Raw genomic sequence first — 17328 nt, forward strand, 5'->3', positions numbered from 1 at the left:
CATATACTTCCACCGCAGGGGTCTCCCTGACGATTATCATAATGGCATAACGGAATGCCCAAATCTGGGTAATTCGGGATTTTTGTGCAGAATCACGGATCCTGGCTATCTTCGTAAAGGTTCATTATTTTCCTTAAGTATTCCCTGTATTCCTCCTGTACCTCCTCTGGCCCGTCAATGCGGATTCCCGCTCCGATGCCAGTGATCCATCCAAAAAACTGAGGACTGACAGTCACTAACACAGTCACCCTGAATGTATGGTTATCTCTCGGGAACATCATGATATCCTTGCCAAAGCGGTCAAGAATCACGCCGGCTATATTCTCTTCACAGCAGAGCGTAACCTTTGTGTCCGTTCCTCCGTACATCCCAAAAGTCTTCTTGGCAAACGCAGCGAGATCAAAATCCCGGAACTGTTCACGGCCATTTCGCTTGTCATGAGTGAGACTGATGTCCTCCATCTTGTCTACGCGATAGTGTTTGATCTGCTTTGTTTCCTCATCAAATCCGACAAGATAATAGTTCTCGTCATCCCAGGTAAGGCTCCAGGGAGATACATGGTAAAGCTGCCCGCCATGCTTCTGCTGCAGCTCCTTCTTCATAGTCCATTCCAGATAGTGGAACGTCACCTGTCGGTTTTCGCGGATCGCCTCATGGATCGCATCGACATTCTGATAAATCGCGTCATTACCCGTTTTCGGCCGGTTAATAATATACACCTGACGCTGCAGCTGCTTGCTGTTCTCCCTGCTGGTCAGTCTTCCAAGCTTCCTGATGAGTTCCCTGGACTTTTCTTCCGTTATAAATTTAGATGACTGCACTGCATCAACCAGAAGCTTTAATTCAGCCAGTTCAAAATCCCGCTCATCAACATAGTATCCCGGAGTGCTGCCGCGCAGCTGTCCGATCTTCAGGCCATACTCCCGAAGCCTGGTAATGTCGCGATAAACAGTCTTCCTGCTACAGACGATCTCATAATCTTTCTCCAGAGTCGTACAGATCATATCTGCTGTCATCGTATGATCACGGTCTGTCCGATCCAGGAGAAGGTCCATCAGATGTAAGATTGTGAGCTTTTCATTTTCCGCCATGTCTGTGTTCCATTCTCAGCATATAAATGCCTGTTCACCAGCAACCTCAATCAGGGAAGCTGCAGATTATTTACCCATTCCTTCAGCATCTTGTCTGAAAAAACGGGATTGCTCATCAGTATACCGCCTCGGACCTTCCCCTTACCGTTTAACGTTTCCATCAGATCCGTCGTTGCTTTCATTACATCTGTCCCACCGGATGTTGCAAAGAATACGATAATCTTTCCGGAAAAATCATATGCCTCAATAAATGTCTTGATAATAGTCGGTGCTGTATACCACCAAATTGGGAATCCAATAAAGACTGTATCATAGGCTTCAACATTAGCATCGTGATCTGCAATAGCCGGCCTTGATGCAGAATCCTTCATCTCTACAGAGCTTCTGGATCCACTGTCCTGCCAATTCAGATCTGCAGTAGTATACGGGATCTCAGGTCTAATCTCATACAGATCAGCTCCTGTCAAGCCAGCCAGTTTCTGTGCTGCTTTCTTTGTCGTCCCTGTCGGTGAAAAATATACCACCAGGTTCTTTCCCATAGTCTCACATCCTTTCATTCATTACGAGATTTTCCCTTTCGGTCTTCATCCTTCAAAATGTTCCTGTCATATTTCTTTTTATCACGAAACACTGTTGGCCGCGGCATCGGATCGCGGTCGCGTGTCTGATTAAGGATATCCAGTTTTGTTTTCTTGATATCGCTTTTTTTCACAAGATCACTCCTCATAAAAAATGCACAGGTGAAATATCACGGTTATAGCCTCACGCGTTCAACAGCTTTATTTCTTTTTGTATCGCTTTTATCCGTTCCTGCACTCTTCCGTATTTTGTGAAGACTGACACAATCTCATCATCGTTCTCAAAACGCGGACGTGCAGCATATTTTTCATCAAGAATAAAAAACCTTTCGATACCCGGAAACCGCACAGTAACGCGGTTAATATCCTGGGAAACGACAGTTCCAGTCCCGTACTTTCCAGAAGTGACCTGTACACCAATCAGAGAGATATCAACATAATCGCTGATACTCTGCTCCAGTTCTGAGAGCTCCTGCTCTAAGTTCTGGATCCGGGCTTCTCTTTCTGCCTCTGCTTTTGCTGCCTGTTCAGGAGTAAGTTCATTCTTAACCGTCTTCCTGATTGTTTTTCCGGTCACTGGTGCAACAAGCCCGCGGTAATATCCATACGTATTACAGCAATATATCAAGTCGAAGGCCAATAGATGCAGGCTTTCATCACGATAGCATTTGTCTGTCAGCTTATCGAAGTGCTTCTCCAGTAAAGTCGGATGTTCCTTCAGCGCTCCAACTATCTCATCGCAGAGTCTGTAGTAGTTTTCCAGGCTGAAACTTCCGCCTGCACCAATAGCAAAACCAAAGTCCGTATACTTTGCCATGGCATGTGCTTCACTGCTTTTGAAAACATAATTGAAATCTGGATCATTCATAGCCAGAAAAATGGATATAGAATGCCGGTCATGTTTATAAGACCAGTTCCCGGGAAAATGCCTTTGGCGCAGAAGTTCATACTCTTCGATAAAGGTATCCATCTGGTTCTGCAGTTTATTCACATCTCTGGTCTTTGCAAAGAGTACTTCGTTGAACAGCTTTTCAACGGTTTCCGGTTCCTTCTCCCATAGCTTAACCACACCGGTACTCGGATGCATGCGACTGTTGTCCATGAACCATCCGAGACCTTTCCGGGCAGCAGAAAACCTCTCCCCAAATGATGGGAAGCTTTCCGCTGGCTTGAACCATTCATCTCTCCAGGTCTTAATGGCTTCCCACTTAAAGAGCTCGTAATGCTCCGTTCCGTAAAGCAGATCAATTCTTGTTTCTCCGACAAGAATACCGTTTGCCGTAAACAACGACATCTGTGTGTCATCCGAGATCAGTGCCTTTCCGCCAGATAACTTATACTCCGTAATTCCGTCAGCTCCATAGGTTCCAAAGATTTCATTTTCGGATGAAAACTCGACCGCATATCCGAGTGCATCACCGATCGCTCCGCCGATCATACTTCCCCTGATCTGATCCAATTTCACCTCAGTTTCTTTCATCTTCTTCAGTGCATATTGGATTTCTTCATTATCCTCTTCCCGGTAGAAATCAGAGAAGTTCCGGGAAAACTCTTTGAAATTATACTGATCCGGAGTACGATCCAGTACAGCAAAATCAATCCGACGGAAGAAATCCTTCGCTTTCATCCCGTCGTAATCGAACTCTTTTAATGCCTTATAGAACAAGTCCGATACCACCTTCGCATCATTACCAAATGCGCCGCACCCGAAGGCACCAAGTACCAGAACTTGGTATTCCAAATGCGCAGCCACTTTCAGCATTCCAGTAATCCTAGAATAAAGCATATTCCGGCATTTGTCCGAAATCAACCGGACTTGCAACGATCGCATGGAAAACATCGTAGCAGCCATGGCAAAGCAGGAGGGCGTGACGGAGACTTTGAAAGCCTCTGATCAAATGGAGTGGGTGCGTCGCATGAACAGCATCCACAGCCGCGCAGAGGAAATCATCCTGCATGAGTTGGTCTATGAGGCATGATTCCCGCCGATTCTGACGGCGATACTCACTATAATACCAAAGTCCGCGTTCGGCAAATATAACCGAACGCGGGCTTTTTTGCGCTTTAGATTCTTTCACGCTTACAATTTGAACGATATTAGTGTGAAAGAAAACAGCGAAATTTTTCTTTTTCGTCAATCAGAGATCAGTCGTTTTCTGTTTCCCCACCGTTCGGTCCCTTGTTCTTCCCCCTACTCTTGTAAACGTTGTATTTATTTTTGCATTGCGGGCTGCAAAATACGGCGCTTGGCCTACTGGCGACAAAGGCTTTGGTGCAATGCCTGCAAAGGCGTATGGGCTTCTCGCTGTCTGTAAGCATGAAGCTGAACATCATCTGCACGCCCAACAGGAGGGAATGAAAGTCCCAAATGATCGTCGGCTTATCCAACAGGGCGATATGATAGGTGGGCGCGATCCCGCCGAAGGCCGCCATCCCCTGCTGCATCAACAGCCGGGATTCCGGGCTCATCCTGTCATAGTCCTCATAATAGAGCATACTTGTTACATAGGTAAAGGCCCAATCGGTAAACTGCTGCTTCATCCATTCATAGCGTTCGGCATATTCCCGCTGGAAACTCATGTTGACCGCCATCGGTTTATCGGACATGGTCATCGCCAGCGCCATCATAATACGGTCATTCTCGATATTCCACATGGATTCCACGCCGCGCTTGACGATATCCGGCTTGTCAAAGGGGAAAAACAGGACCAGGTACTCCTCCGTAGACATGGTTTCCTCTTTGAGAAAGTGGTTTTTGGGCAGGTACACCGCCTCATAGTCCATGAAGGCGGGTGTCGTTGGCAGGGCCGTCATCAGGCCGAGTAAGCCATACTTCACGGCGAACTGCTGGATTGCCTTTTGTATCTCCGCGTCCGGCTTGTGTCCCATACCCATTCTGCCTATATCAATCGCATCCAGTACGATCCGCTGGTACTCCGCCAACGGGTCGTAAATGTTCGGCTGCGCCGTTTTCGCAGGCGTCAGATACAGGGTGCCGTCCTCTGCCGTCCGCCACTCATATTCGCTGTACCGCACCCAATTTGAGCTGGTGCGTTCAAACAGGTTTTTCATGCGCAACCCCTCCGATATGTACTGTAATCTGAATAAGCTAAAATCATATTATCATTATGCTATCGTGTTTTCTCTCCGTCAACCATCCCGCCGTTCTCCGCCAGAAATTTCTTTTCCTGCAAGGTCATGGACTGCTGCTTTTCCGCCTTTTCTTTCAAGGCGGCAAGCAGCTTTTTTCGTATCTTTTTCAGCATCGTTGTGCGCACCTTACGGATGTTGCGATCTGTCTGGCCCCGTATGGCGGCGATCCTGGCCGAGCTGAACAGACACACAGCCCAGAGGAACAGCAGCTCCTTGTGCCCCTCAGACAGCTCGTAAAGGTTTTTGGAAAGGTATTCCTCCGTCACAAACTCATGGACGTCATAAGGGCAGTAGAAAATGGCGTCGAGAAAATCCCCCGCCCGAATCTGCTTTTCCAATACGCCGCTCAGCGTATCCGGGAAAAGTGGTTCGCTGGTTGAAGCGCCGTAATCCAAGGGAATATCGTCTCCGCTGCGGAGGATTTCATGATAGCGCTCCCGTCGCTCCCGGTTGGCGTCCAGCCTGTCCCACCAGGCAACGATATTCTCAAAGTCGGCCTGTGTTCTGGCGGCATCCTCCAATCGGGCAAGGGACGCTGCCTCTACTTCCCTGCGGAGCTGCTTTCGTTCGGGGGCTTCATTCTCGTCCCTTTCGTCCGGCGGGCTTTCCTTCGCTTCATTTTCCAGTTCTTCGATTACGGCCCGTTCTATAGTAAGCTGCCGTTCGATCTCCTCTGTAAGAATATCCTCACTCTCATAATCTGCCGTTTCCTCTATGAGAAGTGCCGACGGACTGCCTTTGTTTTCTGAATCGCTGCGCTCTTCCCCGTCGCTCAACAGATAAATCTCATCTTTACGCTCGTTCTCATACACCGCCGACACCTCCCTTCAAAAAATTTTTTTCAAGTTTTATTGGATTCTCTCAAAAAACAGTTCCGCTGACACCGCCTATGACAAGGAGCCGACCTTCCAAAGCGATCTTCTGATCTATGAGGGCCGGTACTATATCATCGGGGACGAACACAAGGAGTTTGCCGCCGATAAGATGGGCGATACGGATTATTATATCCTGACGCTGGCTGCCGTTGCCAGGGAACTTCTGATTCGGGGACTGTCCTCCGCTTCTGTCTATCTGGCCGTCGGCCTGCCCCTCACATGGGTGAGCGAACAGAAGGACAGTTTCAAGGCGTACCTGCTCCAAAGGAAGGCGGCTGACTTCTCTTTCCGGGGCAAGGACTATCATGTGACGTTTGCCGGAGCGGCCGTGTTCCCCCAGGGCTTCTCCGCCGTGGCGGATCGTCTGCGTGAATTTCGCGGCGTCAATATGCTCTGCGACATAGGCAACGGCACCATGAACGTCATGTATATCAACAACGGCAAGCCCATCCCCAGCAAGTGCTACACGGAGAAGTTCGGCACCCATCAGTGCATGATCGCTGTCCGGGAAAAGCTGATGCAGCGTTTCGGCGTGGCGGTGGACGATACCGTGATCGAGGATGTTCTGCGCTACGGCAAGGCGGACATTGGCAAGCAATATCTGGACGCCATCCGGGAAACTGCCGCCGAGTATGTAGCCGGGATCATGCGACGTCTCCGGGAACACGAATATACCCCGGAGCTGATGAAGCTCCATGTGATGGGCGGCGGGAGCTGCCTGATCCGCAACTTTGCCGAGTATGATCCCAGCCGTGTCACCATCAATTCCGACATCTGCGCCACAGCAAAGGGCTATGAGCTGCCGGCTCGCCGCAGCTTGGGAGGGACGGTATGAAGAATCTGTTTACAACCACGCTGCGTATTAACCTGGACAAGCTGGAGGGACGCAAGGCATGGGAGCATCTCCAAAACAGAGACAGGGGTAAATACCGTTCTTACAGCGACGCCGTGATCGCCGCCGTAAATGGATACTTTGACCGGGAGGCAAAGCTGGCGGCGGACCCGTATCTGGAAACGAGAGAAAAAGAGGATGTGTTTCTTCGGCAGGTATTGGACACGATAAAGGAAGGGCTGAAGGAAAGCGGAACGGGCGGCCTTGGCGCACTGGTCGCCCTGTTACAGAGCGGGCAGCCTGCCCAGGCATCCGTCACCGATCCTATGGAAAATGAGGACTTGGACAAGGCGATGGACTTCATCAACAGCCTGTGAATATCATGTCAACTCTGTTGACACATAGGGAAACTGATAATATAATCTATTCGGAATATTAAAGAGTAATACGAATAAGATATATCACAAGGAGGTGAATTCGCGTGACCTATACGGCATATATATTGGACTATCTTGAACAACAGACACCCGGCGACCCGATCTATACGGAGAAGATTGCCGGTGATATGGCGGCAGCCTTTAACCTATCGGGGAAGAAAGCTGCGGCGGCAGTTGCCGTGGCAGTCAAGCGGTTGATGGATGGAGGAAAAGTGCCGGAGCTGCGCTGCCATCAGAAGGGCATCTATTTTCGGACGCTTATTACACCCTTCGGAGAAATGGGGATCAATAAAGAAAAGCTGATTGCCGACAAGTACCTTCTCCCCGACAAAGGCTATGAAACCGGATTGCGGCTCCTCCACCACATGGGGCTGACAACCCAGATGCCCTCGGAGTATCTTCTTGCCACAAATGCAGCGAGGGACTGTATCCGCCATGATGAAAAGCTTGGCGTCTCTATATGTCCGCCCAAAGTCACCGTCAACGTGGAAAACAAGGCTTATCTGCAAACGCTGGATGCTTTGGAACTTCTGGAAAAAGCCCCTGTTGATGCTGAAGACCCCTATGAACTTCTGGCAGGCCACATCCGCAGCAAGGGATTGAAGTACGAAACCCTGCTCTACTTTGCGGACAGATATTACAATCGAAAAACCATTTTGCAACTTGCGCACACGGCAGGCAAAGGGCTTTGTCTCCGACCGATATGAGCTGAACCGGCAGATCAGGAAGGACAATGCCTTGTTACGTGAACTCAAGGCGCAGGTGCAAAAGCTCTTAAAAACGTTAAAGGACACCATCCCGGTCATTGCAAAGGCGATGGAGCGGGTGCGAATGAAAATGCTCATCCTCTCCTATCAGGGTATCCGCACACGGAGCTTTATTCAGAGAAACAAAGACTCTCTGCGGAGTATCCGGCCACGATTCAACCGCTACACCGAGATCGCTGCAAAGCTTAAAGAATTGCTCACGGAACGGAAGGCTTTGCTTGCAGAGAAAAAGGAGTTGTCTCCTTTGAAAATTGGAGAGCATCGCAGGCTTAGCCAGCGCATAGCCGCACTGACGGAGGATGTAGAGGAGCTGAAATCCGAAAAGACCCGTATCCTTTCAGACCTCCATCGGGCAGACGATAGTGAGATGAAGGAAGTCAAGAAATGGGTGACAGATATGGAGACAGAACTTCAGAAAGCCGAAACCGTCGACGCCCGCTTTTCTGGGGAGCTGGACGCTGCCCTTGCGGAGTATCACGGGCTGGAGGAAAAGAGTGCCGGCCTTGACCAAACGGAGCTATGGGCTGCGCGCCTGGAGCTAAGACCGGAAACGGAAAAAGAGGCCGCTTCCAAGGTGCAGGACGCTTATGGCATCAAGTACGATCCGGCGATCATGGACATGGCAAGAGTACAGGTGAAGGAGCTTTCAGGCGAGAAATGGACGTTTGAACAGAAGCGGTCTATTCAAGAGGTTTTAAGAAAAAACAAGGCGGAGGGACATGGTCGGGAGAACCAGCCACAAAGAAGAAGGAGGCCAAGAGAACAGGAACGATAAAACAGGGGTGTCCTTTGCTATCAAGGAACTTTTACAGATGTTTCAGCCACAGCACCATGTCACGGACGCTGCTTTGCAGGGAGCGCGGGGCATAGCCGAAAGCGGCGGCTGCGGCGCTTCTGTTGAACAAACCGTTGGAATCAAGGACGGCAATAGAATAGGGCGTGAAATACAGGGGCTGCTTTTTCCACAGGCTCCTTTTTTCATAAAAGGGCGCGATCAGCTTTGCCAGGCAGATCGGAAGGAATGATACGGCCCGTTTTATTCCCAGCGCGTCCTTTGCCGCGTTGAGTATATCGCGGATGGTCGCATACTCCCCGGAGAGAATATAGCCGCGCCCCGGCTGCCCCTGTTCTGCGCAGGCGACAATACCGGCCGCCACATCGCGCACGTCCACAAAGTCATAGCCGCCCTTTACCGCCACGGGGAGCTTTCCCGCCAGGAAGGACAGCAGCATATTGGTGATGCTGCCTCTCCCCACGTCGCCCGGCCCGATGATCCCGGAGGGAAATACCACGCTGGCGTTCAGCCCACGGCCTGCCGTCTCAAAGACAAGAGATGTCGCAATCGCTTTGCTCCTGGCGTAATCCCCGCGCACCAGTTCCGGCGAAAATACGGCGTCCTCGGTGATCTCCGTTCCCTTCGGCTTTTCCGGGATCGCATGGACGGAGCTGACATAGACCAGTTTGCCGACCCTCGCCCTTTCGCAATGCCGCAGGATATTGTTTGTGCCGCCCACGTTCACCCGATAAATCCGCTCCCCCGGACGAGACGCCACCGAAACAATCCCGGCGCAGTGGATGACACAGGTCCCGCTGTCTGCATCGGAAAAGAAACACTCCAACGAGGCGTCATCACACACGTCGCCATAGAGGACGGAAACACCCTCCGGCAGCCCGGAGGCCAGCGGGTCGTTTTCCATCACCAAAGCACGGATCGGAACGCCCTTCTTTTTCAGCTCCGAAAGCACGGCCCGTCCGAGAAAGCCGCTTGCGCCTGTCACAAGATAGGTATGGAACATACGCCGTCGCCTCCATAAAAAGACAAATGTTGATTATCTTTCACACTTACAGTATAATAAAAAAATAAAGGACCGGCAATCAACAATGTTTCAATCCGAGAAAGAAAAGCAACACCGCGCGGGACGGTGTTGAGAATAACGGTAAACTTTTTGTGTACGGGGGAAGCGGCATGAGAAAGAACGACGCAAGAGTGCGCTATACGCAGCGTGTATTGAAGGAATCCTTTTTGTCCCTGCTTCGGGAAAAGCCTGTCAACAAGATCACGGTCAAGGAGGTCTGCGAGCTGGCGGAGCTGAACCGGGCCACCTTCTACGCCCATTACAGCGATTGCTTTGCGCTGATGGAGAGCATCGAGCAGGAGCTTTTGGATGCCTTTGGGCAATCTCTGCGGCTGATCGACGGCTTTGACGTGAGTGCGCTGATCGCCGCGCTCTATACCATGGTGGAGCAGCATGGGGACGCCTGCCGCGTACTGATCTTCGGCGGCGCAAGCCCCTCCGTTCTCGGACGGATGATCGACCTTGCAAGGCCGTCCAGCATTGCGGCGTGGAAGCATCAGCTTCACCACGCCTCCGATGCGGAGCTTGAAATGCTCTATACCCATCTGTCAAACGGACTGATGAATGTTGTGGTGGGCGGGTATGACAAGTACAGCCGGGAGGAAGTGATCTCCTTTGTCAACCGCATCGTCAAAAGCAGCCTGTCCCTGTTCCGATGAGCCGGTGTTTTTCCATAACGGAACGCAAAATCCTGACATTTCTGTTAGGGACAAAGCGTATTGTGACTTCTATAATAAAGACAGTTTAATTGTGGCAGGATGCGAAAGGAGGAGTGCAGGGTGATGCTTTCAAAAACCTCAAAGCGGAATATCGCCCTGTTTGCCGCAGCCTTTATTCTGTGTGGCGTCCTGCACGTCATTCTGTGGGGCGTGGATTTCACATACACTTTTTCACAACTCTTTATGAGCATACTCACGCTCTTATGGGTCCTGACGGTCCAAAAGCGTGTCACAGACGCCCGCCTGCGCAAACTTCTTCTCTGGATCGCGGTGCTTATGATTCTGTTTTATGTTTTGCAGATCATGAAGTACCGGCTGTTTTACGGCTTTACGTCGGTGCAGCGGTATTTATGGTACGCCTATTATATCCCAGTCATGGCTATCTCCCTGCTCTGCTTTTACCTGGCGCTGTACATTTACCGGCCCAAAGAGAAGCCTTTGCCCGCGGTCAGCTATCTTCCCATCGTCATCGGTGTTCTGTTGGCGCTGGGTGTCCTCACCAACGACCTGCACTTTCTGGCGTTTCACTTTCCTTCCGGGATTTTGAGCGATGGGGTCGGGCACCGGAATGGCCCTCTGTTTTTCCTGTTTGCGTTTGGCTTTCTGGTTTTGTTCATACTGTCTTACTGGATCATTCTGCGAAAGTGTCGCCGGACGATACGCGGCAAGCTTCGATTTCTTCCGGTTCTTCCGTTGATTGCCGAAACAGTCTATTGTGTTCTTTACCTCTTGGATACAGCTCCCCGAGTCAACGGCATCATCCTATGGAACGGAGGAGAGTTTTTCGGCTTCTGCATGATTGCTTTTCTGGAAGCCTGTATCATTGTCGGTATGATCCCTGCCAACAAAAACTACGAAAAGTTGTTTTTTGCCACCCGCCTTCCCGCCGTCATTCTGGACAGCAAAGGATCGGTGGTGTATCAGACTGCCGAGACGGAGTACCCCTTCCCGGAGAGCGATGACGTGAAGGTCATGCGGCATCCCATTTCCGGCGGCAGCGCGGAATGGATGGTGGACTTGAAGCAGGTCCGCTCCCTGAATCAGCAACTGGAGGATGCGACGGCACAGATGGAGGCCCGCAATGCTTACCTGGCAGAGGAAAACCGGATCAAGCAGGAAAAAGCAGAGGTCGAGACTCGCAGCCGTCTGTACGACCGTATCTCAGGACTGTTGAAACCCAAGCTCGATCAGATCGAAGCGTTGCTCGACAGCCCGGAAGGAGATCCTGACCGGCAGCTTGCCAAAGCTGCCGTCCTCACCGCCTATATCAAGCGGCGCAGCAATCTGGAGCTGCTGATCGCTGAACGCCTGGATGTGGACGAGCTGACAGCGGCGGTTGCGGAATCCCTGGAATACATGCGGCTGTGTGGAGTCAATACGGCGGTGTCCTCCTTCGGGGCAGGGACATTCCCCTCTGAAATGGTAATCGCCGCCTATGAGCATATCGAGGCCATTGCGGAAGAAAGCCTTGATACCCTGTCGGATATGATCGTTACAGTGCGTGCCGAGGGCAAAGAGTTGATTGTCCGCATGATGCTCAAGGCAGACGATTTTGTTTATGCGGCAAACGGTCAGTGGCATGACGGGAGCAGCTTTTCCCGCAAGGTAGTGATTACAAAGGACAAGCAGGACATGATGATTCTGCTCACCTTCACAGAAGGAGGGGAGCAGTCATGAGTGTGTTTCCTGCAGATGCCTTGTTGGATAAAACGCTGTGGGCGCTGATGGGGCTTATCACCCTCTTTCTGTTCCTGGGCGCTGTCGTCCTCTTTGCCTTGCTGGTCCGGCAGAAACGGTACAGAAAACTGTGGGCGGTACTTCCCGTCATCCTGCCTTCCTACTTCCTGTATCAATGTATCTGCACCTATACCGCTCTTGCTAACAGCCCTGCCGCTGTGAGCCTGGTGACATGGTTTGCCGGCCTCCCGGGCTGGCTTGTTCTCCTGACGTGCATGCTTTTGGGACTTGCGGAGGGACTGCTTTTCCGCAGCGTCAGTATATATAAAAAAAACCGGATCACGCCTATGTCCGTAAAAGAAGCGACAGACAGCCTTCCGATGGGCATTTGCGCTTATCTGCCCGGCGGTCAGATCGTCATGACGAACCGCGCCATGGAGGACTTTTGCCTAAAAGCAGCGGGGAATGTGCTTTCTGACGGGGAAGCCTTTGCCGAAACACTGCGATCCGGCAGCTTGCAAACCGACTGTAAAGCGGTCATGCTGGGGGAAACGCCGGTGATCGTCCTTGCGGATGATACGGCCTGGGCGCTCTCCGAGGAAATCCTTTCCGATGAAAAAGAGAAAACCCGCATCCTGCGGGTATCGGACATCACGGAGACCTATCAAAAGACGTTGGCTCTGCGGAGCATACAGGAGAAGGTGTCCTCTCTCAATCGGCGGCTTGCCAAGGCTAACCGGGAGATCGTTGATCTGACCGCGGCGCAGGAGGTTCTTAACGCAAAGATCAAAATCCACGACGAGCTGGGAAGCAACCTGCTCTCCATCCGACGATACCTGCAAAGCGGCGGAAGCAAAGAAGAACGAGCTGAGATCGTCGGGCGGCTGCGCCGAAACCTTACCTTCCTTAAGGGGGAACCGGAAGTGCCTGCCGATGAGTATGACCTGATGATGGAAACGGCGGCGCGACTGGGTGTACAGATCACCGTTACCGGCAAGCTGCCGCAGACGGAACCGCACAAGCGCATCCTTGCCACGGCCATGCACGAATGCCTTACCAACATGCTCCGTCACGCGGGCGGGGATGAACTTCGTATTACGATTACAGAAGAAAACAGGAAGCTTATGGCTGTGTTCGCCAACAATGGCGAGCAGCCGGACGGTGAAATCCGGGAAAAGGGCGGGCTGGCATCCCTGCGTGCTCTGACGGAGCAGGGGGGCGGCACCATGACGATCCGCTCCACCCCCTCATTCGCCATCTTACTGGAACTGCCAAAGGAGGTTGAAAATGCCCTATAAAGTGCTGATCGTGGACGATCAGATCATGTCAAGACAGTTGTTTGAGAGCTTTGTCGCCGCCTCTGAAAACTATGAGCTGGCGGCGTCCGTGGACACGGCACGGGTCGCGGACATCTACTGCGCGGGCGGAAGGGTCGACCTGGTGCTGATGGACGTGGTGATGAAGGACGGCTCCAACGGCCTGGACGCGGCGGCGCAGATCAGGGCGGTCTATCCAAAGGTGAAGATCATCATCGTCACCTCCATGCCCGACCCCACGTTTTTGCATCGGGCAAAGGAAATCGGTGTGGACGCCTTCTGGTACAAGGAGGTGCAGGAAGCGCCCATGCTGGAGATTATGGACAGGGTGATGGCCGGTGAGACGATTTTTCCCGATCAGCCGCCGGTGACGAACCTGGGCTTTGCCAGGAGCACGGAGTTTACCGAACGGGAGCTGGAGGTTCTGCGGGTGCTGGCGGAGGGCCTGACGGACAAGGAGATCGCGGCCCGGCTGCATTTGAGCCTGAGCGCCGTCCGCTACCATGTGAACAACCTCATTTCCAAGACGGGGCAGTCCTCCCGGACGGAGCTGGCGGTCAACGCCGTGCGAAGCGGGATCACGATCCCGGAGGTAAAAAAGGAAGAATAGAACAAAGGATCGGAAGGTCCGACGACATTTTTTGATGTCGCCGGGCTTTTTCATGTGAAAAACTGACATTATTGTTAGGGTGTTTTGAATTTTGACCCGGTATAATGATGCTGGACGATATCACCTGCTTATGTTTCAGAATCATGGAGGTTTCGTCTGAGATAAGCAGACTTTGAAATCTGGGTGGTTTTGATGTGAAATCCGAAGCAATGATACGGTTCATCCAGGATGAGGACATGCCTGAGAAAACTTGAATAGGAGGAAAACGAAAATGAGCGAGAAGCAGATAACGAGAAAACAAGCGGCAACGGCAGGGACCCGAAGCTCCCTCGTCCTGGACACAGAGAGCCACTTGATCCGCGTCTGGTAAATAGAACGAAGAACGAGCGATAATCCGGAGGAGGTAATAAAATGAAAGCAATGAAGAAACTGACAAGTGTCCTGTTGACACTGGTCCTGCTCCTTGGCATGGCGCCGCTTTCAGGCATGGCCTATGCCGAAGGAAATGACGGTACGGTTTACACCGTCACGTTTGACAGCGCAGGCGGGTCAGCCGTCAAGGAACAGAAGATCGCAGAAGGCGGAATGGCCAACGAGCCGGGCGCCCCGGCACGGGAGGGATATGCCTTTTCCGGCTGGTTTACCGAGAAAGATACGCGGTTCAATTTCAATACGCCCATTACCGAGAATCTGAGGCTCGTTGCAAAATGGACAGAGAATGCTCCTGCGCCTTCCAATGAGGGTGCGCAAGAACGCACCGAAGCGCAGGAGGCTGTGGGCGAGACGCCCAGCGAGCCGGAAACGCATGGTGCTGCCGTCGGGCAGACCGCCGAGGACGCCCCAGCACCTGCTGTGGAAGACAACGCCGCGGCTGACGACATGGCTGAGCCGGAGCAAGCAGCCGTCGAGCAGGCTGACGAAGCAACCCCTGTGCCTGCCGCGGAAGACAACGCCGCCGCTGACGACGTGGCTGAGCCGGAGCAAACTGCCGTCGAGCAGGCTGACGAAGCAACCCCTGCGCCTGCCGTGGAAGAAAACAACGCCGCTGACGACGTGGCTGAGCCGGAGCAAGCAGCCGCCGAGCAGGCTGACGAAGTAGCCCCTGCGCCTGCCGTGGAAGAAAACGCCGCTGACGGCATAACTAAGCCGGAGACGCAGGATACCGCCGACGAGACGCCCGACGAGCCGGAGTTCCCTGAAGCCATAGACAAAGCTCCTGCTCGCGGCGGTCTGAGGGGTCCGGGCGATATCGCGATCGACGCGGTGAACTTCCCGGACGCCAATTTCCGTGCGTTTGTGGCGCAGTATGACCTCGACAGCGACGGGTATCTGAGCGCGGCGGAGCTCGCTGCGGTCACAACGATGAACTGCTCGGGGAAAAGCATCGCGTCCCTTCAGGGCGTGGAGTTCTTCACCGCCCTGACGGAGCTTTCCTGCGCTGGCAACAATCTGACGGCGCTGGACGTGAGCCAGAACACCGCCCTGACGGTGCTTGATTGCTCCTACAACAATCTGACAACGCTGGACGTGAGCGCGGTTCCCGCGCTCAAGGACGCGGTGGAAAACGGCAGTCACGACACGTCCAACAGCGCTTACGACAAGTATAAATCCGCGCTGGGCGAGTTGCGTGTGGACAAGACGGTGACGCTTGTGCCCGCAGCGCCCCTCGGCGTCGCGATCGACGCGGTGAACTTCCCGGACGACAATTTCCGTGCGTTTGTGGCGCAGTATGACCTCGACAGCGACGGGTATCTGAGCGCGGCGGAGCTCGCTGCGGTCACAACGATGGACTGCTCGGGGAAAAGCATCGCGTCCCTTCAGGGCGTGGAGTTCTTCACCGCCCTGACGGAGCTTCTCTGCTATGACAACAATCTGACAACGCTGGACATGAGCCAGAACACCGCCCTGACGGCGCTTGATTGCTCCTACAACAATCTGACAACGCTGGACGTGAGCCAGAACACCGCCCTGACGGAGCTTGGTTGCGGCATCAACAATCTGACAACGCTGGACGTGAGCCAGAACAGTGCCCTGACGGCGCTTTCCTGTTCTGGCAACAATCTGACAACGCTGGACGTGAGCCAGAACACCGCCCTGACGGAGCTTGGGTGCGTTGGCAACAATCTGACGGCGCTGGACATGAGCCAGAACACCGCCCTGACGGAGCTTCTCTGCTATGACAACAATCTGACAACGCTGGACGTGAGCCAGAACACCGCCCTGACGGAGCTTTCCTGCTATGGCAACAACCTGGCAACACTGGACGTGAGCGCGGTTCCCGCGCTAAAGGACGCGGTGGAAAACGGCAGTCACTACACGTCCAACAGCGCTTACGACAAGTATGTATCCGCGCTGGGCGAGTTGCGTGTGGACAAGACGGTGACAATTATGACCGACGCAGCGCCCGCGCCGACCTATTACACCGTCAGCTTTGACGCCAACGGCCACGGCACGGCTCCTGCCGCGCAGACCGTGGAGCACGGAAAGCCGGCTGCCAAGCCCGCCGATCCCACGGAAAGCGGCTGGACCTTTGGCGGATGGTATAAAGAAGCGGCCTGTACCAATGCCTTTGACTTTACCACGCCCATCACGGCAGACATTACGCTGTATGCCAAGTGGACAAAGGCTGGCGGCGGCGAGGAACCTCCTGTACCGATCACCTACACCGTGACCTTTGACGAAAACGGTCACGGTACGGCTCCTTCTGCTCAGACCGTAGAAAGCGGCAAGACGGCGACAAAGCCTGCTGGTCCTACGGCGACCGGCTGGAAGTTTGGCGGCTGGTATCAGGACGCAACTTGCAACATCGCGTTTGACTTCGCCACTCCGATCACGGCAAACATCACGCTGTACGCCAAGTGGACGAAGGGCGACGATGTTGTTCCGATCACCAAGTATACCATCACCTACGTCCTGAATGGCGGTACGCTGGACGGCATGACCGGCACAGTCACCGTTTCTGTGGAGGATGGAGCTACGATTACCCTGCCGAAGCCCACAAAGAGCGGCTACACCTTCGACTATTGGGAAGGCTCAAGGTATGAGGCAGGCGCAAGCTACAAAGTAACCGGTGACCACACCTTTACAGCTCGGTGGAAGTCCAACACAACAGGCATCGGTGGAAATGACACATCCCCCAAGACAGGCGATAACAGTCACATCGGCTTGTGGATTGCACTTATGGCTATTTCCCTGATTGGTCTCGGAGGCGTGACCGTCTACGGTAAGGGTAGGAAGCGTAGAACGAGCAGATAACAAAATATAACAGAGCCATGAAGAAGTGCGGTGACGGTATTATGCCGCCACCGCACTTTGTTTTTAGGGGAACTGCTTTATGAGAGAAACAGGCATTACGAGCATGCAAACCGGCTCACGCAGACAGATGATCTCGGCACAGCCAAGGGTACAGGATAAGCG

16 protein-coding genes and 2 pseudogenes are annotated in these 17328 nt (G+C 52.9%); 11 read left to right on the top strand and 7 right to left on the bottom strand.

Annotation, left to right across the window (positions count from 1 at the left end; genetic code table 11):
* Positions 1-92: 92 nt before the first annotated feature.
* From FYJ35_RS03165 to FYJ35_RS03180, 4 genes are read right to left on the bottom strand one after another with little or no spacing between them, the layout of a single operon-like run.
* The gene (locus FYJ35_RS03165) at positions 93-1091 is read right to left on the bottom strand and encodes a helix-turn-helix transcriptional regulator (protein ID WP_154523008.1); all 999 of its coding nucleotides are present in this window, start codon (positions 1089-1091) and stop codon (positions 93-95) included.
* 50 nt (positions 1092-1141) lie between these two features.
* On the bottom strand, positions 1142-1630 hold the full coding sequence (locus tag FYJ35_RS03170; RefSeq protein ID WP_154523011.1) for a flavodoxin: 489 nt from the start codon (positions 1628-1630) through the stop codon (positions 1142-1144).
* A 14-nt stretch (positions 1631-1644) separates the two neighbouring features.
* The gene (locus FYJ35_RS03175; protein ID WP_154523014.1) at positions 1645-1803 is read right to left on the bottom strand and encodes a hypothetical protein; all 159 of its coding nucleotides are present in this window, start codon (positions 1801-1803) and stop codon (positions 1645-1647) included.
* 50 nt (positions 1804-1853) lie between these two features.
* On the bottom strand, positions 1854-3521 hold the full coding sequence (locus FYJ35_RS03180; RefSeq protein ID WP_154523017.1) for a TIGR02452 family protein: 1668 nt from the start codon (positions 3519-3521) through the stop codon (positions 1854-1856).
* On the opposite strand from FYJ35_RS03180, the pseudogene FYJ35_RS03185 reads away from it, so the two are divergent.
* Positions 3454-3648, top strand: a pseudogene (locus tag FYJ35_RS03185) (TnpV protein); the annotation flags it as partial. The gene FYJ35_RS03180 and the pseudogene FYJ35_RS03185 overlap by 68 nt on opposite strands.
* A gap of 166 nt (positions 3649-3814) precedes the next feature.
* Here FYJ35_RS03185 and FYJ35_RS03190 read toward each other — a convergent pair.
* Both FYJ35_RS03190 and FYJ35_RS03195 read right to left on the bottom strand, forming a co-directional pair.
* Entirely contained in the window at positions 3815-4741 is a 927-nt protein-coding gene (locus FYJ35_RS03190) for a hypothetical protein (RefSeq protein ID WP_154523023.1), read from the bottom strand.
* 59 nt (positions 4742-4800) lie between these two features.
* Complete coding sequence (locus tag FYJ35_RS03195; protein WP_154523026.1) at positions 4801-5634, bottom strand: hypothetical protein; 834 nt, start codon at positions 5632-5634, stop codon at positions 4801-4803.
* Between the two features lie 112 nt (positions 5635-5746).
* Between FYJ35_RS03195 and FYJ35_RS03200 the strand changes: the two genes are divergently transcribed.
* The 4 genes from FYJ35_RS03200 to FYJ35_RS03215 all read left to right on the top strand — a co-directional run bounded on the left by FYJ35_RS03200 (position 5747) and on the right by FYJ35_RS03215 (position 8508).
* On the top strand, positions 5747-6532 hold the full coding sequence (locus FYJ35_RS03200; RefSeq protein ID WP_328597037.1) for a ParM/StbA family protein: 786 nt from the start codon (positions 5747-5749) through the stop codon (positions 6530-6532).
* Positions 6529-6906, top strand: coding sequence for an adenylate cyclase (locus FYJ35_RS03205; RefSeq protein ID WP_154523032.1), 378 nt, complete (start codon positions 6529-6531; stop codon positions 6904-6906). The genes FYJ35_RS03200 and FYJ35_RS03205 overlap by 4 nt, the downstream gene beginning before the upstream one ends.
* Positions 6907-7010: 104 nt before the next feature.
* Positions 7011-7673, top strand: coding sequence for a hypothetical protein (locus FYJ35_RS03210; RefSeq protein WP_154523035.1), 663 nt, complete (start codon positions 7011-7013; stop codon positions 7671-7673).
* A gap of 31 nt (positions 7674-7704) precedes the next feature.
* On the top strand, positions 7705-8508 hold the full coding sequence (locus FYJ35_RS03215) for a hypothetical protein (protein ID WP_154523038.1): 804 nt from the start codon (positions 7705-7707) through the stop codon (positions 8506-8508).
* A gap of 31 nt (positions 8509-8539) precedes the next feature.
* On the opposite strand, the gene FYJ35_RS03220 is transcribed toward FYJ35_RS03215, so the two are convergent.
* Positions 8540-9529, bottom strand: a complete 990-nt coding sequence (locus tag FYJ35_RS03220) for an NAD-dependent epimerase/dehydratase family protein (protein ID WP_154523041.1) — start codon at positions 9527-9529, stop codon at positions 8540-8542.
* Positions 9530-9699: 170 nt separating this feature from the next.
* On the opposite strand from FYJ35_RS03220, the gene FYJ35_RS03225 reads away from it, so the two are divergent.
* The 6 genes and pseudogenes from FYJ35_RS03225 to FYJ35_RS14950 all read left to right on the top strand — a co-directional run bounded on the left by FYJ35_RS03225 (position 9700) and on the right by FYJ35_RS14950 (position 17166).
* Positions 9700-10248 carry a TetR/AcrR family transcriptional regulator gene (locus tag FYJ35_RS03225; protein WP_154523044.1) on the top strand — a complete coding sequence of 183 codons (549 nt, stop codon included), beginning with the start codon at positions 9700-9702 and terminating at the stop codon, positions 10246-10248.
* A gap of 120 nt (positions 10249-10368) precedes the next feature.
* A complete protein-coding gene (locus FYJ35_RS03230) occupies positions 10369-11985 on the top strand; it encodes a coiled-coil domain-containing protein (RefSeq protein WP_154523047.1) in 1617 nt (538 codons plus the stop codon).
* On the top strand, positions 11982-13283 hold the full coding sequence (locus FYJ35_RS03235; protein ID WP_154523050.1) for a sensor histidine kinase: 1302 nt from the start codon (positions 11982-11984) through the stop codon (positions 13281-13283). Before FYJ35_RS03230 ends, FYJ35_RS03235 begins: the two co-directional genes overlap by 4 nt.
* A complete protein-coding gene (locus tag FYJ35_RS03240) occupies positions 13273-13911 on the top strand; it encodes a response regulator transcription factor (RefSeq protein ID WP_154523053.1) in 639 nt (212 codons plus the stop codon). The genes FYJ35_RS03235 and FYJ35_RS03240 overlap by 11 nt, the downstream gene beginning before the upstream one ends.
* Positions 13912-14397: 486 nt before the next feature.
* Positions 14398-14619 (top strand): annotated as a pseudogene (locus FYJ35_RS15310) (InlB B-repeat-containing protein); the annotation flags it as partial.
* 222 nt (positions 14620-14841) lie between these two features.
* Positions 14842-17166 (top strand): InlB B-repeat-containing protein, encoded by a 2325-nt coding sequence (locus tag FYJ35_RS14950; RefSeq protein ID WP_328597030.1) that lies wholly within the window; start codon positions 14842-14844, stop codon positions 17164-17166.
* Positions 17167-17328: the final 162 nt, after the last annotated feature.

The sequence above is a fragment of the Porcincola intestinalis genome (genome assembly GCF_009696445.1).
Lineage (GTDB): Bacteria > Bacillota > Clostridia > Lachnospirales > Lachnospiraceae > Porcincola > Porcincola intestinalis.

Bases quoted from the DNA above. Each gene is read 5' to 3' on its own strand.
- FYJ35_RS03220 (WP_154523041.1), bottom strand. From the start codon at position 9,529: ATGTTCCATACCTATCTTGTGACAGGCGCAAGCGGCTTTCTCGGACGG.
- FYJ35_RS03180 (WP_154523017.1), bottom strand. From the start codon at position 3,521: ATGGCTGCTACGATGTTTTCCATGCGATCGTTGCAAGTCCGGTTGATT.
- FYJ35_RS03225 (WP_154523044.1), top strand. From the start codon at position 9,700: ATGAGAAAGAACGACGCAAGAGTGCGCTATACGCAGCGTGTATTGAAG.
- FYJ35_RS03205 (WP_154523032.1), top strand. From the start codon at position 6,529: ATGAAGAATCTGTTTACAACCACGCTGCGTATTAACCTGGACAAGCTG.
- FYJ35_RS03235 (WP_154523050.1), top strand. From the start codon at position 11,982: ATGAGTGTGTTTCCTGCAGATGCCTTGTTGGATAAAACGCTGTGGGCG.
- FYJ35_RS03190 (WP_154523023.1), bottom strand. From the start codon at position 4,741: ATGAAAAACCTGTTTGAACGCACCAGCTCAAATTGGGTGCGGTACAGC.
- FYJ35_RS03165 (WP_154523008.1), bottom strand. From the start codon at position 1,091: ATGGCGGAAAATGAAAAGCTCACAATCTTACATCTGATGGACCTTCTC.
- FYJ35_RS03240 (WP_154523053.1), top strand. From the start codon at position 13,273: ATGCCCTATAAAGTGCTGATCGTGGACGATCAGATCATGTCAAGACAG.
- FYJ35_RS03170 (WP_154523011.1), bottom strand. From the start codon at position 1,630: ATGGGAAAGAACCTGGTGGTATATTTTTCACCGACAGGGACGACAAAG.